This is a genomic window from Actinoplanes sp. NPDC051513, from assembly GCF_044454685.1.
In the GTDB taxonomy this organism is placed as follows: domain Bacteria; phylum Actinomycetota; class Actinomycetes; order Mycobacteriales; family Micromonosporaceae; genus Actinoplanes.
Map to the genome: position 1 here is coordinate 363,126 of NZ_JBITDW010000007.1, position 23,515 is coordinate 386,640.

The 23,515-nt window shown below is 69.7% G+C and carries 22 protein-coding genes; 9 read left to right on the forward strand and 13 right to left on the reverse strand.

Features of this window, described 5'->3' with window-relative positions; all coding sequences use genetic code 11:
* Window positions 1-27 precede the first annotated feature (27 nt).
* From ACIA5D_RS24695 to pknB, 4 genes are read left to right on the forward strand one after another with little or no spacing between them, the layout of a single operon-like run.
* Window positions 28-1,488: an FtsW/RodA/SpoVE family cell cycle protein gene (locus tag ACIA5D_RS24695; protein WP_396032510.1), complete on the forward strand. Its 1,461-nt coding sequence runs from the start codon at window positions 28-30 to the stop codon at window positions 1,486-1,488.
* Window positions 1,485-2,981: a peptidoglycan D,D-transpeptidase FtsI family protein gene (locus tag ACIA5D_RS24700; RefSeq protein WP_396032511.1), complete on the forward strand. Its 1,497-nt coding sequence runs from the start codon at window positions 1,485-1,487 to the stop codon at window positions 2,979-2,981. The genes ACIA5D_RS24695 and ACIA5D_RS24700 overlap by 4 nt, the downstream gene beginning before the upstream one ends.
* On the forward strand, window positions 2,982-4,361 hold the full coding sequence (locus ACIA5D_RS24705) for a protein kinase (RefSeq protein ID WP_396032512.1): 1,380 nt from the start codon (window positions 2,982-2,984) through the stop codon (window positions 4,359-4,361).
* A complete protein-coding gene (gene pknB / locus ACIA5D_RS24710; RefSeq protein WP_396032513.1) occupies window positions 4,358-6,202 on the forward strand; it encodes a Stk1 family PASTA domain-containing Ser/Thr kinase in 1,845 nt (614 codons plus the stop codon). Before ACIA5D_RS24705 ends, pknB begins: the two co-directional genes overlap by 4 nt.
* A gap of 7 nt (window positions 6,203-6,209) precedes the next feature.
* On the opposite strand, the gene ACIA5D_RS24715 is transcribed toward pknB, so the two are convergent.
* Genes ACIA5D_RS24715 through ACIA5D_RS24725 form a run of 3 tightly spaced genes read right to left on the reverse strand, consistent with a single transcriptional unit; the run spans window position 6,210 to window position 8,892 of the window.
* Window positions 6,210-6,860, reverse strand: coding sequence for an aminodeoxychorismate/anthranilate synthase component II (locus tag ACIA5D_RS24715; RefSeq protein ID WP_396032634.1), 651 nt, complete (start codon window positions 6,858-6,860; stop codon window positions 6,210-6,212).
* 1 nt (window position 6,861) lies between these two features.
* Window positions 6,862-7,191, reverse strand: a complete 330-nt coding sequence (locus ACIA5D_RS24720) for a hypothetical protein (protein ID WP_396032514.1) — start codon at window positions 7,189-7,191, stop codon at window positions 6,862-6,864.
* A 3-nt stretch (window positions 7,192-7,194) separates the two neighbouring features.
* The gene (locus ACIA5D_RS24725; RefSeq protein WP_396032515.1) at window positions 7,195-8,892 is read right to left on the reverse strand and encodes a class E sortase; all 1,698 of its coding nucleotides are present in this window, start codon (window positions 8,890-8,892) and stop codon (window positions 7,195-7,197) included.
* A 21-nt stretch (window positions 8,893-8,913) separates the two neighbouring features.
* Between ACIA5D_RS24725 and ACIA5D_RS24730 the strand changes: the two genes are divergently transcribed.
* Window positions 8,914-9,240, forward strand: coding sequence for a hypothetical protein (locus tag ACIA5D_RS24730; RefSeq protein ID WP_396032516.1), 327 nt, complete (start codon window positions 8,914-8,916; stop codon window positions 9,238-9,240).
* 428 nt (window positions 9,241-9,668) lie between these two features.
* Here ACIA5D_RS24730 and ACIA5D_RS24735 read toward each other — a convergent pair whose 3' ends face one another.
* Window positions 9,669-10,475 carry a DUF881 domain-containing protein gene (locus tag ACIA5D_RS24735; protein WP_396032517.1) on the reverse strand — a complete coding sequence of 269 codons (807 nt, stop codon included), beginning with the start codon at window positions 10,473-10,475 and terminating at the stop codon, window positions 9,669-9,671.
* A 177-nt stretch (window positions 10,476-10,652) separates the two neighbouring features.
* Here ACIA5D_RS24735 and ACIA5D_RS24740 point away from each other — a divergent pair, with 177 nt between their 5' ends.
* Entirely contained in the window at window positions 10,653-10,916 is a 264-nt protein-coding gene (locus ACIA5D_RS24740) for a cell division protein CrgA (protein WP_396032518.1), read from the forward strand.
* A 191-nt stretch (window positions 10,917-11,107) separates the two neighbouring features.
* Entirely contained in the window at window positions 11,108-13,237 is a 2,130-nt protein-coding gene (locus ACIA5D_RS24745) for a (Fe-S)-binding protein (protein ID WP_396032519.1), read from the forward strand.
* Here ACIA5D_RS24745 and ACIA5D_RS24750 read toward each other — a convergent pair.
* Window positions 13,234-13,899: a GPP34 family phosphoprotein gene (locus tag ACIA5D_RS24750; RefSeq protein ID WP_396032520.1), complete on the reverse strand. Its 666-nt coding sequence runs from the start codon at window positions 13,897-13,899 to the stop codon at window positions 13,234-13,236. The two genes, ACIA5D_RS24745 and ACIA5D_RS24750, sit on opposite strands and share 4 nt — an antisense overlap.
* Window positions 13,900-14,001: 102 nt before the next feature.
* On the opposite strand from ACIA5D_RS24750, the gene ACIA5D_RS24755 reads away from it, so the two are divergent.
* On the forward strand, window positions 14,002-15,339 hold the full coding sequence (locus ACIA5D_RS24755; RefSeq protein ID WP_396032635.1) for a hemolysin family protein: 1,338 nt from the start codon (window positions 14,002-14,004) through the stop codon (window positions 15,337-15,339).
* Complete coding sequence (locus ACIA5D_RS24760; protein ID WP_396032521.1) at window positions 15,332-16,375, forward strand: hemolysin family protein; 1,044 nt, start codon at window positions 15,332-15,334, stop codon at window positions 16,373-16,375. Before ACIA5D_RS24755 ends, ACIA5D_RS24760 begins: the two co-directional genes overlap by 8 nt.
* Before the next feature lie 6 nt (window positions 16,376-16,381).
* Here ACIA5D_RS24760 and ACIA5D_RS24765 read toward each other — a convergent pair whose 3' ends face one another.
* From ACIA5D_RS24765 to ACIA5D_RS24800, 8 genes are all read right to left on the reverse strand, one after another.
* On the reverse strand, window positions 16,382-17,188 hold the full coding sequence (locus tag ACIA5D_RS24765) for an ABC transporter ATP-binding protein (protein WP_396032522.1): 807 nt from the start codon (window positions 17,186-17,188) through the stop codon (window positions 16,382-16,384).
* Between the two features lie 8 nt (window positions 17,189-17,196).
* Window positions 17,197-17,976, reverse strand: coding sequence for an ABC transporter permease (locus ACIA5D_RS24770; protein WP_396032523.1), 780 nt, complete (start codon window positions 17,974-17,976; stop codon window positions 17,197-17,199).
* Window positions 17,973-18,779, reverse strand: a complete 807-nt coding sequence (locus ACIA5D_RS24775; RefSeq protein ID WP_396032524.1) for an ABC transporter permease — start codon at window positions 18,777-18,779, stop codon at window positions 17,973-17,975. The genes ACIA5D_RS24770 and ACIA5D_RS24775 overlap by 4 nt, the downstream gene beginning before the upstream one ends.
* Window positions 18,776-19,741 carry an ABC transporter substrate-binding protein gene (locus tag ACIA5D_RS24780; protein WP_396032525.1) on the reverse strand — a complete coding sequence of 322 codons (966 nt, stop codon included), beginning with the start codon at window positions 19,739-19,741 and terminating at the stop codon, window positions 18,776-18,778. The genes ACIA5D_RS24775 and ACIA5D_RS24780 overlap by 4 nt, the downstream gene beginning before the upstream one ends.
* A 319-nt stretch (window positions 19,742-20,060) precedes the next feature.
* Window positions 20,061-20,828 (reverse strand): DUF1932 domain-containing protein, encoded by a 768-nt coding sequence (locus tag ACIA5D_RS24785; RefSeq protein ID WP_396032526.1) that lies wholly within the window; start codon window positions 20,826-20,828, stop codon window positions 20,061-20,063.
* Window positions 20,825-21,520, reverse strand: coding sequence for a GntR family transcriptional regulator (locus tag ACIA5D_RS24790; RefSeq protein ID WP_396032527.1), 696 nt, complete (start codon window positions 21,518-21,520; stop codon window positions 20,825-20,827). Before ACIA5D_RS24790 ends, ACIA5D_RS24785 begins: the two co-directional genes overlap by 4 nt.
* Before the next feature lie 14 nt (window positions 21,521-21,534).
* Entirely contained in the window at window positions 21,535-22,545 is a 1,011-nt protein-coding gene (locus tag ACIA5D_RS24795) for an amidohydrolase family protein (protein WP_396032528.1), read from the reverse strand.
* Window positions 22,542-23,507: a VOC family protein gene (locus ACIA5D_RS24800; RefSeq protein ID WP_396032529.1), complete on the reverse strand. Its 966-nt coding sequence runs from the start codon at window positions 23,505-23,507 to the stop codon at window positions 22,542-22,544. The genes ACIA5D_RS24795 and ACIA5D_RS24800 overlap by 4 nt, the downstream gene beginning before the upstream one ends.
* Window positions 23,508-23,515: the final 8 nt, after the last annotated feature.

Consider the following 23,515-nt stretch of genomic DNA (forward strand, 5'->3'; position numbering starts at 1 on the left):
GCCCCTTCGCCCGCTTCCACGGGTGAGATGTCGCGTATCCCGGGAATGAAGACCCACCGGAACGCCGAGCTGGGCCTGCTTGCGTTCTCGATGGTGCTGGTGGCGATCTATGCCGCCACCGTCGAGGCGAACCAGTTCGACACGATCCACACCACGTTCTGGATCCCGGCGGCGCTCCTCGGGGCGCTCTTCCTCGGCCTGCATTTCGTGGTGCGCTACACCGCGCCGTACGCGGACCCGGTGTTGATCCCCGCGGTTGCGTTGATCAACGGGTTGGGCGTGAGCTTCCTGCGCCGCCTCGACATCGCCCGCGCGATCTCGAACAAGGAGGCGGTCCCGGGGGTGTTCGCCGGCACGGGCGGGCGCCAGCTGGCGTGGACGCTGGCCGCGTTGATCCTGGCCGCCGTCCTGCTGATCGTCGTGCGTGATCACAAAGTGGTCTCGCGGTACGCGTACACCCTGGGCCTGGTCGGCATCGTGCTCGTGATGATCCCGGCCGTGCTGCCGAGCAGCCTCTCCGAGGTCAACGGCGCGAAGCTGTGGATCAAGCTGGGCGCCTTCTCGATCCAGCCCGGTGAGTTCGCGAAGCTGGCGCTGGTCTCGTTCTTCGCCTACTACCTGGTGCGCAAGCGCGAGGTGCTCTCGCTGGCGAGCCGGCGCTTCCTCGGCATCGACTTCCCGCGCGGCCGCGACCTCGGCCCGGTCGTCACGGTCTGGCTGCTCAGCCTCCTGGTGCTGGTCTTCGAGAAAGACCTGGGCACCGCTCTGCTGTATTTCGGCCTGTTCGTGGTGACGCTGTACGTCGCGACCGAGCGGGTCAGTTGGCTGATCATCGGCCTGCTGCTGTTCTTCGGCGGCGTGTACACGGCGTACCTGCTGGGCGACGTGGTCGGCGGCCCGTTCGCCAACTTCTACGACCGCGCGTCGATCTGGCTGGACCCGTTCGCGCAGGCCAACTACGACCGCACCGGCGGCAGCTACCAGTTGGTGCAGGGTCTGCTGGCGCTGGGCACCGGCGGGTTGTTCGGCTCCGGGCCGGGCGGCGGATCGCCGGGCTTCGTGCCCGAGGTGCGCACTGACTTCATCTTCGCCGGTATGGGCGAGGAGATCGGGCTGTTCGGCCTGGCCGCGCTGCTGGTCTGCTACCTGCTGATCGTCGAGCGCGGCCTGCGCGCGGCCCTCGGCGTACGCGATTCGTTCGGCAAACTGGTCGCCGGCGGCCTCGCGTTCACCCTGGGTTTGCAGGTCTTCGTCATCCTGGGTGGCATCACCGGACTCATTCCGCTCACGGGCCAGACCACGCCGTTCCTGTCGGCGGGCGGCTCGTCGCTGATGGCGAACTGGCTGTTGATCGCGATGCTGTTGCGGATCTCCAACGCGGCGCGCGGCCCGGCCAACAGCGGCGGCAGCTCGGACCGCCCCGGATCTGGACCCAAGAAGCCACCCACTCAGCTGCACGGCGCCATGACGGAGGTGATCAAGCCGTGAACGCTCCCCTGCGACGGGCCGGCGTGGTCATCCTCGTCCTGTTCGGCCTCCTGTTCGCCAACCTCAACTGGGTGCAGGCGTACAAGGCCGACGACTACCGCACCAGCGACTACAACCGCCGGGTCGTGGTCGCCCAGTACGAGCGCCCGCGTGGCGTGATCGAGGCGGGCGGCAAGGGCCTCGCCGAGAACAAAGCCACCGACGACACGCTCAAGTACCTCCGGGTCTATCCCAAGAAGGAGGTCTACGCGCCGGTGATCGGGTACCGCCCGGTCAGCCTCGGCGCCACGGGCATCGAGAACAGCGAGAACGACTTCCTCTCCGGGGAGAGCGACACGCTCTTCGCCGACCGGGTGAAGGACATGTTCACCGGCAACGACACCGGTGGCGGGAACGTCGTGCTGTCGCTGAGCACGAAGGCCCAGGAGACCGCCTGGAAGGAAATGGTCAACAACGAGCGGGGCGTGACGAAGGGCGCCGCGGTGGCGATCGACCCGCGCACCGGCGCGATCCAGGCCATGGTGTCGATGCCCAGCTACGACCCGAACCCGCTGGTCAGCCACGACGAGAAGGCGGCCGCAGAGGCGTACAACAAGCTGGTCAAGGACAAGGACCAGCCGCTGCTCAACCGGGCCACGCAGGAGACGCTGCCGCCCGGCTCGACCTTCAAGGTGATCGACTCGGCGGCCGCGCTCTCGAACGGGTACACCCCGTCGACCGAGATCCCGGCCGGCGCCACCTACAAGGAGAGCGGCGCGGTCATCCACAACGCCGAAGACGAAGTCTGCCCGGGCAGCGAGGTCACCCTCAAGGAGGCGCTGACCGAGAGCTGCAACACCGGTTTCGCGAAGCTCGGCGTAAAGCTCGGCCGCGACAAGATCGTCGGCATGGCCAAGGCGTTCGGCTTCGAGGACGACAAGCTCACGATCGGCAACCTCAAGGAGAACACCGGCCTGCCGGTGGCGGCGAGCCGTACCGGCGACATCGCCAACCCGGACGGCAGCGTCGACAAGGGCGCGCTGGCGCAGTCCTCGATCGGCCAGCGTGACGTGCGGATGACGTCGGTGCAGGGCGCGCTGATGGCGGCCACGGTGGCCAACGGCGGCAAGCAGATGCGGCCCTACCTGGTGCAGAAGCTGCTCGGCCCGGACCGCCGGACGATCTACAGCGCCAACCCCACGACCCTGCGCACGCCGATCACCGAGAGCGTCTCGAACGACCTCAAGGACATGATGGTCAGCGTCGTCGAGAACGGCACCGGCACCAAGGCCAAGATCAAGGGCTTCGAGGTCGGCGGCAAGACCGGCACGGCACAGAACGCGGTCGGCGCCGACCCGCATGGCTGGTTCATCGGCTTCGCCTTCAACGACAAGGGCGAGGCGGTCTCCGCGGTCTGCGTCATGCTGGAGAACGTGCCCGGCGGGCACGCCAGCGCCGAGGCGGCCCGGATCGCCGGGCTCATCATGAAGGCCGCGGCCGGGGGAGGGGACTGAATGATCAGCCCTGGGGTGACCCTCGGCGGCCGCTACCGCCTCGACGAGCGAATCGCGGGCGGCGGGATGGGCGACGTGTGGCGCGGCACCGACGAGGTGCTGGGCCGGACGGTCGCTGTCAAGATCCTGCTCCCGGCGCTGCTGGACGAGCCCGGCTTCGCCGAGCGGTTCCGCGGCGAGGCGCGCACCATGGCCACGATCAACCACCCCGGGGTCGTCGACGTCTACGACTACGGCAGCGACCAGCAGCTGGCGTTCCTGGTCATGGAGTACGTCGAGGGCGACGCCCTCTCCCGCACGCTCAGCCGGGTCGGACGGCTGACCCCGGCGCGCACGATGGCGCTGGTGGCGCAGGCCGCCGACGCGTTGCAGGCGGCGCATGCGAACGGCATCGTCCACCGCGACGTCAAACCCGGCAATCTTCTCGTACGCCCGAACGGCACGCTCGTCCTGACCGACTTCGGGATCGCCCGCTCGGCGCTGGTCGGCCAGCTCACCGTGGCCGGCTCGGTGCTCGGCACCGCCTCGTACATCTCGCCCGAGCAGGCCTCCGGCGAGGTCGCCACGCCGGCCTCCGACGTGTACGCGCTCGGCGTGGTCGCCTACCAGTGCCTCTCTGGCCACCGCCCGTTCGACGGCGCCACGCCGATCGAGATCGCCATGAAGCACGTCCGCGAGGCGCCGCGGCCGCTGCCCGCCGACATCCCGCCGCCGGTGCGCGCCATCGTGGACCGTGCCCTGGCCAAGAACCCCGGGGAGCGCTGGCCGTCCGCCTCGACGATGGCTGCGGTCGCCCGCCAGGCCGCCTCGGCGCTGTCCAACACCGCGCAGCAGCCCGCCGGCGCTGGTCAGCCCGTGCGGGCGGCCGGCGCAGGCCCGGTGAGCCCGGCCGCGCGGCCGCACTCGGGCGCCGCCGCCGCCCCGCACTCGGGCGCCGCCCCGCACTCGGGCGCCGCGCCCGGCTCGCCGGTCACTGGCAGTGCCCGCCCGCCATACCCTCCCGTGCCCCGACCCGTCTCGGGGGCGCGCGGAGCCGCCTCGGTACCCTCGGGACCGCCGGTGCAGCCGTACCGGCCGCCCTATGGCGCGCCGGCCCAACCGGCGTCGACGGTCAAGCCCGAGAGCTCGGCCGGCCGGCAGGTGCTCATCGTTCTGGCCGTCGTCCTCGCACTGCTGGTCCTGCTCTGTGCCGGGGTCATCTCGTTCCTCTACAAGCAGGGCAAGCAGAAGAGCAGCGCACTGAGCGACCGGACCGTCACCGCGGCGGTCGTCCACACGGGCACCGCCGACAATGAACCGTTGGCGGCGTCGTACCGTCTAACCAGACAGGCGGGCGTCAAACCCGGCTGGAACCGAAACGAAGGACGACAGACGTTATGACGGCGCAGGCCCGCCTGCTCGGTGGCAGGTATCAGGTCGGCGAACTATTGGGCTACGGCGGCATGGCCGAGGTGCACCGGGGGCGCGACCTCCGGCTCGGCCGCGACGTGGCCATCAAGATGCTGCGCACCGACCTGGCCCGCGACGCGACGTTCCAGGAGCGTTTCCGCCGCGAGGCGCAGAACTCCGCGGCCCTCAACCACCCCGCGATCGTCGCCGTCTACGACACCGGCGAGGAAATCTCGTCGACCGGCGAGAAGCTGCCGTTCATCGTCATGGAGTTCGTCAACGGGCAAACCCTCAAGGAGGTTCTCGCCCAGGAGCAGCGGCTCCAGCCGCGCCGGGCGCTCGAGATCATCGCCGACATCGACGCCGCGCTGGAGTTCAGCCACCGGCACGGGATCATTCACCGGGACATCAAGCCCGGCAACGTGATGATCACGCAGAACGGCCAGGTCAAGGTCATGGATTTCGGCATCGCCCGGGCTCTGGCCAGCGGCGCGACCACGATGACGCAGACCAGCGCCGTGATCGGCACCGCTCAGTACCTTTCGCCCGAGCAGGCGCGCGGCGAGGCCGTCGACGCACGGTCCGATGTGTACGCGGCCGGCTGCGTCCTCTTCGAGCTGCTCGTGGGCCACCCGCCGTTCGTGGGGGACAGCCCGGTCAGCGTGGCGTACCAGCACGTCCGGGAAGACCCGAAGGCGCCCAGCGACGTCAACCCCGAGGTGCCGCGCGACGTCGACGCGATTGTGCTCAAGGCCCTGGCCAAGAACCCGATGAACCGGTATCAGAGCGCCCAGGAGATGCGCGCCGACGCGCTGCGCGCCGTCTCCGGCCGCCCGGTGCTCGCCACCCCGGTGATGAGCCAGGCCGAGACCATGGCGCTGGGCCAGCAGGCGACCCGGCAGTGGCAGCCGCAGGCCGCCACCACCATGCAGCGGCCGGTGCCGGGCGGCATGCCCCCCGGGCCGCCCGAGAAGCGCTCGTCGTGGGTGATGGCGGTGCTGGCCGGCCTGGGTGTGCTCGTCGTGGTGGTGCTCGGCGTCGCGCTGGCGATGTCGCGCAACGGCAACAAGCCGAACGACGGCGGCACGCAGACCCAGGCTGCCACGGTGGCGATGCCCAACCTCAAGGGCAAGAACGCCGAGGATGCCCAGCACCTGATCGACCAGGCGAAGCTGACGAACGTGACGCCCGAGGCGCCCACGACCGGCGAAGACTGCACCGGCACCGTCGTCAACCAGAATCCGCAGGCGGGCACCCAGATCCCCACCGATCAGGCGGCGTCGTACCAGCTGTGCCTCGCGCCCGAGAAGGTCGAGGTGCCGGACAACCTGGTCGGTGGCACGAAGGAGAGCGCCGACCAGGCGCTGCGGGCCAAGGGTCTGAAGCCCAAGTTCCAGGACGTCAACAGCTCCCAGCAGGTGGGCATCGTCACGAAGGTCCAGCACTCCGGCGACAAGGTCGATCCCAACACCGAGATCCTGGTGAGCGTCTCGAGGGGCAACCAGCTCAAGATGCCGAAGGTGACCGGGCAGTCGGAGGAGACCGCGCTGGCCCTCCTCGATCAGGCCGGCTCGGGCACGTTCAACGTCTCCCGGAAAGAGGTGCCGGCCACCGATCCGAGCCAGGTCGGCAAGGTCGTGGCGCAGAACCCGCAGCCCGGCACGACGGTGGAGAAGGGCGAGGACGTCACGATCACGGTGGCCGTCGACGCGACCAACCCGAGCGGCGACCCCTCGCCGACCGACACCGAGACGCCCGGTGGCAACGGTGGTGGCACCGGCGGCGGTGAAGTGATCGACCAGGCGGTCGCGATCGTGCGCCAGAACGACTGAGAGCGGCCTACGCCGCAGCGAACGCCGCGCGCCGCCGGGACTCGACCTCGGCGGCGAGCGGCGGCGCCTTTTCCAGCGCCGAGGGCAGGCCGCAGGAGGCCAGCCAGTTCGCGAGCATGGTGTGTCCACCCTCGGTGAGCACCGACTCGGGGTGGAACTGGACGCCCTCGATCGACAGCGTGCGGTGACGCATGGCCATCACGATGCCCGACTCGGTGCGGCCGGTCACCTCGATCTCGTCGGGCAGCGTCTCGGGGAGGACGGCCAGCGAGTGGTAGCGGGTCGCGGTGAACGGGTCGGGGAGGCCCGCGAGCACGCCCTCACCGGTGTGGTGGACCTCGGAGGTCTTGCCGTGCAGCAGCTCGGGGGCGCGGGTCACGGTCGCGCCGAACGCGGCCCCGATCGCCTGATGACCGAGGCACACCCCGAACATGGGCACCTTCCCGGCGTACGCCCGAATGGCCTCCATCATGATGCCGGCGCGTTCCGGCGTGCCCGGCCCCGGCGAGAGAAGAATGCCGGCGGCGCCGAAGGTGCCGACGTCGGCCACGCTGATCTCGTCGTTGCGCCGCACCTCGCACTCGGCGCCGAGCTGGCCGAGATATTGCACCAGGTTGAAGACGAACGAGTCGTAGTTGTCGATCACGAGAATGCGCACGTCAGTCACCTGGGAGAACGTTACCGCCGCCGGTCGGGCTCTTCTTCGGCGTCGCGGAGGTCGAGGGATGCGGGGCGTTGGACTCGGTGCTGTAGGGAATCGCGTCGGGTCCGCTGTCGGCGCCGCCCGAGGTGACCGCGTTGGGGTCCTCCTGGGCCGGGCCCTGCTGGGTGTCCGCGCCGACCTGGACGTCGTCGAAGGGCAGCAGCGGGGTCGCCCAGGGGAAGACCACGTACCAGAGCAGGGCGACGGCGGCGACGGTCAGGCCGATCGAGCCGACCAGCTTGCCCCAGACGCCGAACGGGAGCTTGCGCCAGATCCAGGCGTACATCGCCTACGCCTTCGTCTTCATCTCGGCCGGCATGCCGGCATCGGGCAGGGACTGGTTGCGCGGCACCTTCGTGGCCAGCTCGGCATGCACGATGAGCCGCTGGTAGTTGTTGAACTTCGGGTTGCAGGTGGTCAGCGTGAGCAGCGCCTTGGTCGGCTTCGCGCCGGGCTTGTCGGGCACCGCGGCGACGACCTCGACGGCGTCGGGCGTGACCACCTCATGGCCGTAGACCTTGTAGACGTACCAGAAGTCGCGGGTCTCCACCCCGATCACGTCGCCCGGCTTGAGCTCGTCGAGCCGCCAGAAGATCTTGCGGATGCGGTGGCCGGCGACCGAGAAGTTGCCGACCTGGCCCGGCATCGCGGTGTCCGGGTAGTGGCCGGGGGCGTACTTGATGTCCTGCGGGCGGACGCCGTTGACGACCACCCACTCCTTGTCGAGCTTCGGGATGTACAGACGGCCGACGAGGCTGGCGCCGGGCGCGGCCGGGCCCTGCGTGGTGGGCGCGGTGGACGGGCCGACGGTCGGATCGTTCCACTGCTGGTCGAGCTCGTCGGTCAGCGCATTCTGCTCGTCCTGCACCTTGGCCGAGTTGCCGAAGACTTCGTAGCCCGCGAACAGCAGCACGATCAACCCGAAGGTGATCATCAGTTCGCCGGAGATGCGGATGCCGGCCCGGACCCGCGAGCCGAGCGTCGGGCGCGTGAGCTCGGAATAGACGCTCTTGTAGCCCTCGTCGGTCTGCTCGGGACGCAGCTTGACCACCCGCTCGCCGCGTTTCGGCTGCACGTCGTCGGACTCCTCGGTGGGGAGAGGGGCCTTGTCGAGGCCACCCGGCCGGACCTGGGGCGCCGCCGCCGCGCCGAGAGCGACGTCGGGGTCGGCGCCGGCCTTCGCTGCCTTGGCGGCAAGCCCGGGAACCGCGGACATGAGGGCGGTCGGGGCTTTGAGCGCGGGTGGCGGCTGGGTGGTGGCTTGCGGTTGCAGAGAGGGGAGTACGCCGGTGGGCGCGTCCGGGACGCGGATGACGGCCGTCTGGTTGGGGTCCTGCCGCGCGGTCGGAAGTGGCTGGGTGGCCCCATAGGGCGACGCTGCGGAGTAGGCCGGGGTGGCGGACTGCGCGGGTGGGTAGCCGGGAGTGGCCGGGCTGGTCGGCGTGTAGGGACTCGCCGGCGGGTGCGGGAAGCCGTCGCTGTGGGCGCGGGCCGGCGGTGAGTAAGCGGCCGCGGCGCTCGGCTGGGACGGGCGCATGCTGACGTCATGGCCGTTACGTGCGGCGCTGCCGGCGGCCATGCCGTTGCTGACCGCCGTGCCGTTGCCGGGTGCGGTGCCGTTGCCGGGTGCGGTGCCGTTGGCCGCTGCCGTGCTGCTGCCGGCTGCAGCGCTGTTGCCGGTGGCCGCGCTGTTGCCAGCTGCCGTGCCGATGCCGCCTGCCGCGCTGTTGCTCGCCGCTGTGCCGTTGCTGGCTGCGGCCCCGTTGCCGGCTGCTGCGCCGAAGAAGCTGAAGGAACTGTCGGGCGGGGTGGTCGTCGGCGGCAGCTCCGGGTCGCGGCGCCGGGCGGCCGTGGCCGCTGCGTGGACCTCGTCGACCGCGGGGGAAAGGCTGGGCACGTTGGTGGAAACGTGGGGATTCGTCGGCTGCGTGTAGTTGTCGCGGACCGCCGCTATGCGACGCTCCGCGGCGGCGTCAGTGCGGATCACGGCGGTGTCGGCGGCCGGGGATTGGGCAAGCGGCTGCGGAGCCGGAGGCGGCACGGCTCGAGAGGCGACCACAGGCGGGACAACCGGCTGCGCCGGCTGCGCAACTGGCTGCGCGGCCTGCACAACTGGCTGCGGGGGCCGGGCAACGGGGTGCGCTGGCTGGGCAATGGGGTGCGCTGGCTGGGCAATGGGGTGCGCCGGCTGGGCAACGGAGGGTGTGGCCGGCGGCAGGGGCCGCGATGCGGCGGCGGGTGGAGCAACCTGCTGCGTAGGCGGCGCAGCGGGGTGCGCGAGTGGCGCAACCGGCTGCGCGGGCGGCGGCAGAGGCCGCGATGCGGCGGCGGGTGAGGCCACCTGCTGCGTAGGCGGGGCCGCGGGTGGCGCAGCGGGGTGCGCAGGTGGCGCAGCGGGGTGCGCAGGTGGCGCAGCGGGGTGCGCGGGTGGGGCAACCGGCTGCGCGGGCGGCGGCGTGGGCCGCGATGCGGCGGCGGGTGGGGGCGCCGACTGCGTGGGCCGCGATGCGGCGGCGGGCGGCGGCACCGGCTGCGCGGGCGGCGGCGACGTTGGCCGGGCGGCCACCGGTGGCGCGACTGCCGCGGGTGGCGGTGTCTGCGTGGCCGGGGCGCCGAGGCCTACCTGGGGCGCCAGCGGCCCGCCGGGCACACCATCGGGTGACGCGTCGGTGATCCGCGGGATGTACGCCGTCTGGGCGTCACCGTCGGGAGCGCGGTGCCGGCCCGAGTTGGTACCCGCCGGCGGGGTCTCTGGATCTGTCATTACTCGGCAACCCGAGCGGATCGGAGGTCACTCGACCCGTCGTACGCCCGCACAGTCACGTTCCTCTCCACGGTTTCCGTGTAGCCGAGGCCGAAGTCGGCGACCGCATCGCGGAATTGCTGGACTCCCTCCGCGGATTCCAACGCGCGATGCATCGCTGTGGGTTCGCCAATCGCCGTGATCTTGAATGGTGGTGAGAAGACCTGGCCATGAAGTAGCAGCGTGTTGCCGACACAGCGTACCGCGCTGGTCGAGACGACGCGGACATCCATGATCGACATTGCCTCGGCGCCACCTGCCCAGAGAGCGTTCACGACCGCCTGAACATCACCCTGGTGGACGACGAGATCGTCGTTGTCGGGCGCGTTCGGGCCCAGGTCGGCGCCGCGCCGGGACGAGTCGTTGAGGATGACGGTGACGCCCGGCCCGTGCAGCGCGGTGAACCCGGCCTGGGCCCGCAGCGCGTCGGCCCGCTCGCGGGCCTCCTTGACCGGCTGGTCGACCTCGGCGAGCCGGGCCGTGTCCTGGTCGACCTCGGCGCGCAGCTTGGCGGCCGTCTTTTCCCGGGCGTCGAGGCGCACCTGCTTGTCGGCGATGAGCTGAGCGAGCTGGGGCCGCCGGTCGTCGCGAAGCTGCGTGCCGTCGGCGGTGCGCGCCGAGGTGGTGAACAGCAGGCCGGCGACGAGGGCGATCAGCGGCACGCCGACCGTCCACCGGGTGCGTGCGCCACCCGTTCGGGGTCGCAGCCCCCTGAGCGCACGCCGCAACACGAGCCGCCACGACGGCGCGCCGGTCGTGTACTCCAAGTCCTCGTACCTCCCGAAATGCGGCCCGCCGCATTTTCCTCGCCTGGCGGGTGCCTCTCTGCGCGCCGCCTTGACTACGCTAGCTGTCGAACAGTATTCGCCACGGGCAGCAGTCGGGGCATCCCGAGCCGCTCAGCGGTGGGTTGTTCACCACTTGTTGCCCTTCAGGAGAGCACCGTGCCGAAGTCTCAGGTTCGCAAGAAGAAGGTCTACACCCCGCCGACGGACGTCCGTCCGGCGGTTGCGGCGGCGTCCAAGAAGCCGAGCCCGACGTGGTTGCCGATCACCGCGGTGACGCTGATCGTCGTGGGCATCGCCTGGCTCGTCGTCTACTACCTGTCCTCGCAGAAGTGGCCGGTAGAGTCCTGGTCGTACTGGAACCTCGCGGTCGGCTTCGGCTGCATGGTCGCCTCGCTGGGCCTTCTGTCCCGCTGGCGTTAGGCCCGCGATGCCCGTTTGGTGCGGGTAATGTGACCTTCGTCTGTTTAAGCGCACCCCGCGATCGGAGCGGGGTGCGCTTTCGCACGCCGGCAGCGCCCTTGATAGACCTCAACAATATGCACTGACAGTGCAACTTGAGGTCGCTATTACTCGCGGGTAACATAGGGCAGCCGATCGAGGAGGACACGCTGATGGGGATCGCGCAGATAATCGCCACCGTCCTGGCGGGCGCCGTCACGATCACGGCTGTCGCGCTGGCGGTGCGGGCGGTTCTGACGATCACCTCGGTGATCCGGAAGGGTCAGCCGGCTCCGGAGCGGTTCGCCGGCAAGGGCACCCGCACGGCGACCATGCTGCGCGAGACGCTGGGTCATACCCGGATGCTGAAGTGGTCGGCGATCGGCGCGGCGCACTGGTTCGTGATGGTCTCCTTCATGATCTTGTTCCTGCTGGTCGTGGAGGCCTACTTCGAGGTCGTCGACCCCGAGGGCGGGCTGCCGGTCGTCGGCCATTGGCTCGTCTACGGCCTGGTCACCGAGTGGATCGGCATCCTCGGCCTAGCCGGCATCCTCTATCTGATCTACGTGCGGCAGAAGGCGATCAGGGCGAAGCGGTCCCGGTTCCTCGGCTCGACGATGTGGCAGGCGTACTTCGTCGAGGCGGTCATCCTGGGTGTGCTCATCTGTGGGTTCCTGATTCGCGGGTTCAAGGTCGCCAACGACACCTTCGAGTTCCCCGGCTGGGCCACCCCATTGAGCCACGCGGTGGGCAACGTGCTGCCGGCCGCCGCGGACGGGCCGACCTGGGTCGCGCTGGCCAAGTTGCTGATCTCGATGGGCTGGCTGATCACGATCGGGTTGAACCCGACGATGGGGGTGGCCTGGCACCGTTTCCTGGCGTTCTTCAACATCTTCTTCAAGCGCAGCCCGGAGAAGCCGGCCGGCTCCGGCTTGGGTGCGTTGCGGCCGATGATGAGCGCGGGCAAGCCTCTCGATTTCGAGGAGGCCGATCCGGAGAAGGACCAGTTCGGTGTGGCTCAGGTGGAGCAGTTCACCTGGAAGGGGCTGTTGGATTTCTCCACGTGTACGGAATGCGGCCGGTGCCAGTCGCAGTGCCCGGCCTGGAACACCGCCAAGCCCCTGTCGCCGAAGCTGCTCGTTCTGTCACTGCGCGATCACGCGTACGCGAAAGCGCCTTATCTTTTGGCCGGCGGCGGTAAAGACCTCACCGGTGAGGAGAAGGCGACCGCGGCCCAGCTTGCGCACCTGGACGTCCTCGCGCTCGCGGAGGGCAACCGCCCGCTGATCGGCACCGAAGACGAGCAGGGCGTCATCGACCCGGACGTGTTGTGGTCGTGCACCACCTGCGGCGCGTGTGTCGAGCAGTGCCCGGTCGACATCGAGCACGTCGATCACATCGTCGACATGCGCCGGTATCAGGTGCTGATCGAATCGTCGTTCCCGTCCGAGGCCGGCGTGATGCTGCGCAACCTGGAGAACAAGGGCAACCCGTGGGGCGCCCCACCGAACACCCGCGAAGACTGGACCAAAGGCCTCGACTTCGCGGTGCCGCGGGTCGGCGAGACCGAAGACTTCGAGTACCTGTTCTGGGTCGGCTGCGCGGGCGCATTCGAAGACCGGGCCAAGAAGACCACCCAGGCCGTCGCGAAACTGCTGCACGAAGCCGGCGTCAACTACGCCATCCTCGGCGAGGGCGAGACCTGCACCGGTGACCCGGCCCGCCGCATCGGGAACGAGTTCGTCTTCCAGATGCTGGCCCAGCAGAACGTCGAAACCTTGACCGAGGCGAAGGTCAAGAAGATCGTCGCGACCTGCCCGCACTGTTTCAACACGCTCGGCAACGAGTACGAGCAACTCGGCCTGAAGGTCGAGGTCGTGCACCACACCCAGCTGCTCGCCCATCTGGTCGCGACCGGGAAGCTGACCCCGGTCGAGCCGATCGCGGGTGATGTCACCTACCACGACCCGTGCTACCTGGGCCGGCACAACCGGGTCTTCGACGCCCCCCGCGAGGTCCTCGGCTCATCCGCCAACCTGGTGGAGATGCCGCGCAACCAGGAGCGGTCGTTCTGCTGCGGGGCCGGCGGCGCCCGGATGTGGATGGAAGAGAAAATCGGTAAGCGAATCAACATCGAACGCACCGAGGAAGCCCTGTCCACCGGCGCCAAGACCATCGCGGTCGGCTGCCCGTTCTGCCACACCATGATCGGCGACGGCGTCACCGCCAAAGCCGAACACGACAACGTCGAAGTCGTCGACGTCGCGACGGTACTGCTCCGCTCACTCAAGCAAGAGGTCTAGGCGCTCGACCCCGCAGTCGCCGCGGTGGTCGACGCGATGATCGCGACCATCACGGCGGCCTGGATCTCCTCGATCGTCCTGCGCACGGCGTCGGCGGCCCACGCGCCCTCGCCGATCTCCTTGAGCCGGGCCGTCACCCGCTTGCGGTCGACCCCGCCGAGAATCTTGCGGTCGAGCTCGGTGGCGGCGACCAGGGCGCAGAGCGCGGCCGTGCGCGGCTCGACCACGCCGGTGCCGAGCACCGCCGCGCGGATCCGCTCGCGGGCGTCGGCCTCGGCGGCCGGCGGCTCGCCGTTCGCCGACGGGTACTTCGTGCGGGGGAAGACCCAGAGCACCTTGTCCTTCTCGACGGTGAGCACGCCGTCGGCGACCAGCTTCTCCAGGATGCGGGGGCGGGCCTGCTTGGAGAGCTTCGTGACCCAGTGGCCGGGTTTGCGAGGCTTGTCCTCGGCGATCCGGGTGAGCGCCTCGTCGGTGAGCGCGTCCCCGATCGGCCCGCGATCGACGACCACCACCCGTTTGTCCTCGATGTCGAGGCGGCGGGCCAGCGCCAGCTCGAGCAGGATCGCCCCGCCCAGCCCGTTGTCCAGGCGGGTGCCGTCCGTCAGCGGTGTGCCGTCCTCGTCGTAGGCCAGCAGGAGGAACTCCTCGGGAAGGCTCATCCTTCGACGGTAGCGGGTGGTGCGGCACACGTACTTCACGCGCCCGTGTTCACGCATGCGAATGGCCGGTCCGGCACAATGAGGACCGAGGTGAAACCGATCATGGACGGCGTGCTCCTGACCGCGGTGCTCCCATTGGCGGCGTTCGCGCTGCTCACGGCGGCGAACGCGTTCTTCGTGGCGGCCGAGTTCGGGCTCGTTACGGTCGACCGCGCCGAGATCGACACCCGCGCGGCACAGGGCGATCGGCGGGCCCGCACCGTGCAGCACGTCCTGCACAATCTCTCGTTCCAGCTCTCCGGCACCCAGCTCGGCATCACGCTGGCCACGATCCTCACCGGGTACCTCGCCGAACCGGCCCTCTCGAAGCTCTTCGACCCGCTGGTCAAGCCGATCGCCGGGGACGCCACCGAGGGGATCACCCACGCGCTCGCGCTGATCGTCGCCACGCTGCTGTCGATGCTCTTCGGCGAACTCGTCCCCAAGAACGCGGCGCTGGCCCGGCCGATGCCGATCGCGCTGGCGACCGCGGCGCCGCTGCGCACCTTCTCGCGGCTGTTCAAATGGTTGATCGCGGCGCTCAACGGGTCGGCGAACTGGCTGGTCCGCCGGATCGGCATCGAGCCGCAGGAAGAGCTGGCCAGCGCCCGCTCGCCCGAGGAGCTGGGCCTGCTCGCGGCGATCAGCGCCCGGGCCGGCGCGCTGCCCACCGAGACCGCGACGCTGCTGCGCCGCACGATCCGCTTCGGCGAGAAGCGCGCGGCCAAGGCCATGACCCCGCGGGTCGACGTGGTCGGGCTCCGGAACACCGCGAGCGTCGCCGATCTCATCGCGGTGTCGCGCGAGACCGGGCACACCCGCTTTCCTGTCTACGAGAACACCATCGACGTGGTCATGGGGGTGGTCGGCGTGCCGGACGCGCTCGGGGTGCCACTCGAGCGCCGTGCCGCGACTCGCGTCGCGACGATCGCCAAAGAGCCCGTGTACGTGCCGGAAAGCCTCAGCCTCGACCGGGTGCTCGCGGCGCTGCGCGCGGCGGACGCCGACCTGGCGATCGTGGTCGACGAGTACGGCGGCACCGACGGGGTCGTCACCGTCGAAGACCTGATCGAGGAGCTGGTCGGCGAGATCACCGACGAGTACGACGCCGACGTCGAGGAGGCCGGCGCGCAGCAGCTGACCGCGCCGAGCGGCGGCAAGACGTACGTGGTGGACGGGCTGCTGCGTGAGGACGAGCTGATGGAGCAGACCGGGTTCACGCTGCCCGAGGGGCCATACGAGACGCTGGCCGGTTTCCTGCTCGCCGGGCTGGGCCACATCCCGGTGGTGGGCGAGTCGTTCGAGGAACACGGCTGGGAGTTCACCGTGATGGAGGTCGACCGGCATCGCATCGAGCAGGTGCGCGTCGTCGCGCCGGCGCCGGAGCCCGCCGATGACTAAAATCCTGGTCACGATCCTGCTGTTGATCGGCAACGGCGTCTTCGTCGGCGGCGAGTTCGCGCTGATCGCCTCGCGGCGCACCGCCCTCGAGCCGCTCGCCGCCACCTCCAAGCCGGCCCGCTGGGCGCTCTCGGCGATGAGCCAGATTCCGTTGATGATCGCCGGCGCTCAGTTGGGCATCACAGTTTGCTCGCTCGGCCTCGGCGCGATCGCCGAGCCGGCCCTCGCGCACGTGCTGGAGGGTCCGTTCGCCGCGCTCGGCTTCCCCGAGGACATGCTGCACCCGGTCTCGTTCGTGCTCGCCCTGGTCGTGGTGGTCTTCCTGCACACGGTCATCGGCGAGATGGTGCCCAAGAACATCACGCTGGCCGGCCCCGAGCGCGCGGCGCTGATCCTCGGCCCATTCATGCTGGCCTTCTGCACCGCGACCAAGCCGCTGCTCAACGCGATGCGCTGGGCTTCGCGCACGGTGCTCAAGCTGTGGAAGGTCGAGGCGACCGACGCCGTCAAGACCGTCTTCACGGCCGAGGAACTGGCCGGCATGGTCACCCAGGCGCGCAGCGAGGGCCTGCTCGGCTCGGAGCAGTACGCGCGGATCCACGCCGCGCTCGGCCTCAACGACCGCACCGCCGCCGACACGCTCCGCCCATGGTCGGGCGTGACCACGGTCGCCGACGACGTGTCACCGGCGACCATCGAGGCGATCTCGACCCGCACGGGCCGCTCGCGCTTTCCGGTCCTGCAGCGGGAGACCCGCCGGGTGCTGGGCTTCGTGCACGTCAAAGACATTCTCGGGTACGCGGCGGGGCAGCGCCGCCTGCCGATCACCGCCGACATCATCCGCCCGCTCGCGGTGGTGCCGCCGGAGCGGACGCTCGCCGACCTGCTGCTCGCCATGCGCCGCGACCGCCTGCACATCGTGCTGGTCAGCGACGGCAGGCGGCCGCTCGGCGTGATCACGCTGGACGACGTGATCCACGCCGTCGTCGGCGAGCCGGGCCACGCCCTGGCGCCGGCGCCGGCCCGGTCGGCGTGACTCGCGTCAGGAAGAGGTACCCACCGGCGACTGGCCGTTGGCGCCCTTCGCGCCCTTGGCCTCCTGGATGCGGGCGTAGACGTGCGTGCGCAGCTCGACGAAGCGGGCGTCCGAGCGGGTCTTGAGCTGGTCGCGCTCGTCGGGCAGGTCGATGTCGAGGTTTTCCAGCACGTGGGTCGGCGACGAGGAGAGCATGACGACCCGCTGTCCCAGGTAGACCGCCTCGTCGATGTCGTGGGTGACGAACAGCATCGTCATGCCGAACTGCTTCCACACCGCGCGGACCAGGTCTTCCAGGTCGGCCCTGGTCTGCGCATCGACCGCCGCGAACGGCTCGTCCATGAGCATGACCTTGGGCTGGAACGCGATCGCCCGGGCGATCGCGACGCGCTGCTGCATGCCGCCGGAGAGCTGCCAGGGATACGCCTTGCCGGCGTCGCCGAGGCTGACCGCCTTGAGCGACTCGGCGACGAGCTTCTGCCGCTCGGCCTTGGCGATGCCCTTCGACTTGAGTGGGAGCTCGATGTTCTCGGCGACGCGCAGCCAGGGGAACAGACTGCGGCCGTACTCCTGGAAGACGATTGCGACGCCGTCGGGCGGGCCGGTCACGACCTGGCCGCTCACCTTCACCTCGCCGGAGGTGGGTGTGAGCAGGCCGCCGAGGCACCGCAGCAGCGTGGTCTTGCCGCAGCCCGACGGGCCGACTACACAGGCGAACTGGCCGTCGTCCACGGTCAGGGTGATGTCGCCGATCGCCTCGACGGTGCGGCCTTGACCGCCGTACGTCTTGCGCAGCGACTGGACTTCCAGCACAGCTCCTCCTAGTGTCCGCTGCGCTCAGCGGCGCGCGCTCCGTGGTACCAGTTCAAGACTCGCCGCTCGACGAGGGTGAAGGCCAGCGACAGCAGGACACCGAGCAGTCCGAGCACGAACACGCCGCTCCACATCTCGGGGATCTGGAAGCCGCGCTGGAACTCGACGACCGTGTAGCCGAGGCCGTTGGTCGCGCCGAGCAGCTCGCCGATGACCATCATGATGATGCAGATGGACAGCGCCTGGCGAGCGCCGACGACGATCTGCGGGCTCGCCGCACGCAGGATGAAGGTGCGCATCCGCAGCCAGCCGTGGATCTTGTAGCTGCGGCAGGTGTCGGAGAGGACCTCGTCGACGCCGCGCACACCCTCCACAGTGTTCAGCAGGACCGGCCAGACGCCGCCGACGACGATGACCAGCACCTTGGTCGGGTTGCCGATGCCGGCGATGAGAATGAGGATCGGGACCAGCACCGGCGGCGGGATCGCCCGGAGGAACTCGAGAATCGGCTCGACGAGTGAGCGCAGCCGGCGGTTGGTGCCGATCAGCACACCGAGCCCGATGCCGATGAACAGCGCGAGGCCGTACCCGATGAACAGCCGGATGAGGCTCGGCAGCACGTCCGCGCGGAAGCGGTCGGCCGTCCACGTGTCCGGGAAGACCTTGATGATCGTCTCCAGCGGCGGCTGGTAGAAGTTGGTGCTGCCGGCGCTGGCGAACCACCAGGTGACCAGCAGGATCACCGGGAGGCCGAGGAGCAGGCCGATCCGGCCGAGAGCGCGGGTCACAGGGGAAGCTCCCTTCGGACCGATGGGTGCCAGGCGAGCACAACGCGCTCGGCGCGGCGGGTGGCCAGGTTGGCACCCAGGCCGATGAGACCGGCGACGACGATCAGCGCGTACATCGACGGCACCGCGATGCTGCTCTGCGCGACGTTGATCTCCTCGCCGATGCCCTTCGTGCCGCCGATCAGCAGCTCGCCGGTGATGGTGAGGACCAGGGCCACGGACGCGGCGAGGCGGATGCCGGTCATCGCGTACGGCAGGGTGGTCGGCCAGACCAGGTAGCGCGCCTGGCGCCAGCGGCCGAGCCGGTAGGACGCCGCGGTTTCCCGGGCGATCGGGTCGACGTCGGCGACGCCGTGCAGCACCTGGATCAGCACCTGCCAGAAGGAGGCGTAGACGACCAGCAGCAGGATCGACCGGATCGGGGCGCTGAACAGCACGATCGCCAGCGGCAGCAGCGCCACCGAGGGGATGGGCCGGAGGAACTCGATGGTCGACGCGGTCGCGAGCCGCAGCGCCGGGATGGAGCCGATGACGATGCCCAGCACGATGCCGGCGATGACCGCGATCGCCAGGCCGAGCAGCCACGTGGTCACCGTGCCGAGGACCGCCTGCCAGAAGCCGCCGCGGCCGAGCTCGTCGACGAGCGCGCTCACGATCTTGCTGGTCGGCGGGAAGTACTCCGCGGGAAGCACGCCCACCCGCGGCAGGACCTCCAGGAGCGCGCCGAAGGCGACAAGCCCCACGAGCCCGAGCAGGGCCGGAGAGTCTCCGACCCTGCGCGGGGTTCCGTGCGAAGTCGTCACTGCAGCAGCTTCGCCGTGTCGACGGGGGCCGTGAGCAGGCCATCCTTGACCATCAGGCTGTTCATGAGATCCAGCGACGCCTTGTCGACCTCCGGGTTGTACTTCGGAAGTGTCATGGCCGCCACGGCGTCCGCCTTGATCGTCGTGTAGGTGCTGACGATCTGCCGCACCTCGTCGGGGTGGGCGTCGGCGTAGGCCAGCGACTCCTTCAGTGCCGCGGTGAAGCGCTTGGCCAGGTCGGGCTTCTCGCCGAGCAGCTGGGCCGAGGTGAAGTAGTCCGCGACCATGAGGTTCGGGCTGACGGCGGCGAACGAGCCGAGCTGCTTCCAGCCCTTCGGCTTCACCGAGGACACGAACGGCTCGACCAGGAAGACGGCCTGGACGCGGCCACCTTCGAGTGCCGCCGCCTGGTCGGGGAACGCGACCTCGACGTACTTGACCTTCGACGGGTCGCCGCCGTCCTTACGGACGATCTCGTTCACCGAGGTGGCCACGATGTTCTTCAGCGTGTTGGCGGCGACCGTCTTGCCCTCGAGGTCCTTCGGGCGGGTGATGGCCGGGTCCTTGACGAGCAGGCCGCTGAAGTCCTTCGCGGGGTCGGCCGTGGCGTTGTTGCCGTTGGCGACCACCTTGATCGGCACGTTCTTGGACGAGCCGAGGAGCAGCGACACCACGTTGCTGAAGCCGAACTGGTACTGCCCGCTGACCACGGCCGGGACGATCGCGGCGCCGCCCTGGGCCTGCTCGAGCGTGAGGTCGATGTTCTGCTTCGTGAAGAAGCCCTTGGCCTTGCCGAGATAGATGGGGGCCACGTCGACGATCGGGATGACGCCGACCTTGACCTTGTCGGGCGAGCCCGACGCGGAGTTGTTGTCCGAAGAGTCGTCCGAGCCACCGCAGGCGGCCGTGGTGGCCACCAGTGCAGTGACGGTCAGCAATGCGATGAGCCGTTTTCTCAGCATGGTTTCTCAGCAACCTCTACGTCATCGAAGCCGGACCGGATATTTCCACTGGTTGGAATTGATCGGTACATAGCGCGACGATGAGCGATCTACCATTCGCGTAGACCGATATCCCGCGACCGTTGCGCGTGCCGCATGAGGCGCGGGTGTGTCCCGTGCCACTGCTGGAACGCTAGAGCCTCGGTTACAGGATTGTCAACGATTTTGCCTGGACGTAGCAGAGCTGACGCGAAACGGCAGATGGCACGCCTTTACGGACCCCGAACTGATTGTTAACAATCATGACGACATTGCTTCGGAGTACGGCTTTTGAGGCGACCTAGGGCTCGGCGCCGCCGGCCAGGTCGGCCAGCCAGTCCCGGCTGGCCCGGGTGACCCGGGCCGGCACGCCGAGGTCGTCGAGCAGGCGCTCGGCCGCCTCCATCTCGTGGATCCGGCGCACGGCGTGCGTCTTCGAGCCGGTGAGCAGGCGCTGGAGCGTGGCAGCGTCCGCCCGGATCAGCTCCTCGGCGATGTTGCCGCGCAGCCACTCGGAGAGCCCCGCCGCGCGGGCCGCCGCGGTCGCCTCCAGCACGGCGGCCGCGAGTCCCTTGTAGAACACGCTGCGGAGCAGCTTGTGCGTGGCCGCGGCGCCGACCGGGCCGTCGAGCACGTCGACCTCGGCGCCGAGCGGGCGCATCACCTCGGCGTACGCGCCGGCGGCCGGCCCGCTGGCGGTCATCGGAGTGAACAGGCCGTGGCCGGGCACCGGGGACATCAGGGCCACGTCCACCACGCGTACGCGGTCGCCTGCCGCTTTTTCCAGGTTCTGTTTTTCGCCCGGGGACGCCGTGTTGAGGTCGGCCCAGAGCGTTCCGGGCCCGCAGCCGGCAATCCCGTCGGCCAGGGCCTGCGGGGCGTCGGCGGCGCTGTTCAGGCTCAATACCAGTACAGCGCCCTCGCAGGCCTCGGCGTCACTCCCGCATCGCTGAACACCGGGCGGCGGGTCGACCCGCGGGTCGTACCCCCGCACCTGGGCGCCGGCCTCCGCCAGGCCGGCCGAGATGAGGCCGCCGGCCTCGCCGAGGCCCAGAACAGCGATGATCATCGCAACTCCGTCGCGTCGATGTCGCGAAGCGCCTCGATGACGCTGGCGATGTGCTCGCGCATCGCGGACTCCGCGGCCTTGGGATCCCGGTCCCGGATCGCCTCGATGATCCGCTCGTGCTGCGGCAGCGAGATCGCCGGGCGTCCGGGGTGGAGCGAGATCATGAACTGGTGGCGGACGAGCTGGCCGCGCAGCGTCTCGATGATGTCGTCAGCCGTGTGATGGCCGGCGATGCCGCGGACCAGCCCGTGCAGCCGCTGGTTGAGATCGCCGTAGCGACGGAACTCGCCGGCGTTGACCGCCCGGCGCATCAGCAGCCCGATCTCGTCGAGCTCGCTGGCCTGCGCGTCCGTCACCCGGGCCGCGGCGCGCGCCGCGACCAGGCCCTCCAGCACCATGCGCACCTCGGTGATCTCGACTGCCTCGTCGAGGGTCACCTTGCGGACGTGCGCGCCCTTGTTGCGCTCGACCTTGACCAGGCCGTCCGCCGCGAGCTCCTGCAGGGCGGCGCGAACGTTGAAGCGGCTCACGCCGAGGCGCTCGCAGAGTTGCGCCTCCACGAGCCGCTCGCCGGGCAGGTACTCGCCGTTCAGGATCGCATCCCGCAGGGCGTCCCGGGCGGCTTGAGCTGGGTCTTCGGTCCGGTCTCGGGCGGTGGGCGGGGTGGTCGGACGGAGATCGTCGGCAGGCAAGATCCGTGCTCTCCTCAGGCTTTGATCAGCTGTTCCAGTCGCGGGTAGACGCGCCGGGCGTTGCCCTCGAAGACCTTCTCGCGGTCCTCGATCGCAAGATCCAACGCCTCGACGTACCGGCGGGTGTCGTCGAAGTAGTTGCCGGTCTGCGGGTCGATGCCCCGCACGGCGCCGACCATCTCCGAGCCGAACAGGAGGTTGTCGATGTCGATGACCTCGAACAGCAGGTCGATGCCGGGCTGGTGGTAGACGCAGGTGTCGAAGAAGACGTTGCCCATGACGCTCTCGTGCAGCGGCGGGCGCTGGAGCATGTCGGCCAAACCCCGAAAGCGCCCCCAGTGGTACGGGACCGCGCCGCCCCCGTGCGGGATGACGATCCGCAGGTCGGGGAAGTCCTCGAACAGGTCGGCCTGAAGGAACTGCATGAACGCGGTGGTGTCCGCGTTGAGGTACGCCGAGCCGGTCGCGTGGAAGTTCGGGTTGGTCACCGCCGATACGTGCACCATGGCCGGCACGTCCAGCTCGACCATCGTCTCGTAGAACGGGTACCAGCTGCGGTCGGTCAGCGGCGCCGAGGTCCAGTGGCCGCCGCTCGGATCGGGGTTGAGGTTGCAGCCGACGAAGCCCAGCTCCTCGACGCAGCGGCGTAGCTCGGCGATCGAGTTGGCGATCGGCACGCCCGGCGACTGCGGCAGCTGGCAGACCCCGGCGAAGCTTTCCGGATAGAGCTGGGTGACCCGGTAGATCAGGTCGTTGCAGGCCTCGGCCCACTGCCGGCTCACCGCCTCGTCGCCCTCGTGGTGGGCCATCGCCGAGGCGCGCGGGGAGAAGATCGTGAGGTCGACGCCGCGCTCGCGCATGAGCCGCAGCTGGCTGCCCTCGATCGACTCCCGGATCTCGTCGTCCGGGATCGCCGGGTAGGCGGGCGGGGTTTGATCGTTTTCCCAGGCCGCGAGCTGCTGCTTGCGCCACGCGGTGTGCGGCGCCGGCACGGTCGTGTAGTGGCCGTGGCAGTCGATGATCACTTGATGTCCTCCCCGGTCACGACCGGCGGCGTGCCGTGCGTGTGGAACGAGTCGATGGTCTTCAAGCCCCACGCCTGGCCCTTCGCCCGCTCGGCCTCGGTCCAGTTCACCGGCTGCCAGTCGGGAGCGATCACCAGACGCGCGCCCGCGTTGCACAGCTCGATGCGGTTGCCGCCGGGCTCGTACACGTACAGGAAGAAGGTTTGTTGAATCGCGTGCTTGTGGGGACCGGTCTCGATGAAGACGCCCTGCTCCAGCGCGATGTCGGCGGCCTTCAGGATGTCCTCGCGCGTGTCGGTCGCGAACGCGATGTGGTGCAGGCGTCCGCTCGTGCTCGTGCGGTCGCGGGTGTAGACCGCGTCGTAGCCCTTGTTCGTGAATGTCGTCCAACTGCCGGCGATGCTGCCGTCGTCGAGCACGATCTGCTCGGTGACCAGCGCGCCGAGCGTGTCCCGCAGGAAGTCCCGGTTGGCGACCACGTCCACGCCCAGGTAGTTGATGTGGTCGAGCCGGCGCACGCTGACACCCCGGGCCGGGTACGCCTGGGCCTGGTTCTTCAGCGCCGGGCGCAGATCGTCGCCCGGCCGGAACCACGCGCTCTCGTAGTAGAGGCCGAACTCGTGGCCGTCGGGGTCGGTGAAGACGTAGGTCGGGCCGTAACCCGGGTCGCCGTCCTGCCAGCCGATGCCGCGGCCGGTCGCCTCGATCTCCTTGACCCGGGTCTCCAGCGCCTCGGGGCTCGCCGCGCGCAGGAACGTGCGCCCGACGCCGCTCGTCCGGTGGCCGGTGAGCTTGACGGTGATGTTCTCGTAATCGTCCCAGGCGCGCAGGAAGACCGAGCCGCCTTCCTCGCCGTTCGGGGTCAGGCCGAGGTAGTTGGTGAAGAACGCGAGGCTCTCCTCGAGGACCGGCGTGCGGAGCTCGATGTGCGCGAGATGCGCGATCTGATGCAGCGGGGGCACGGTCTCTC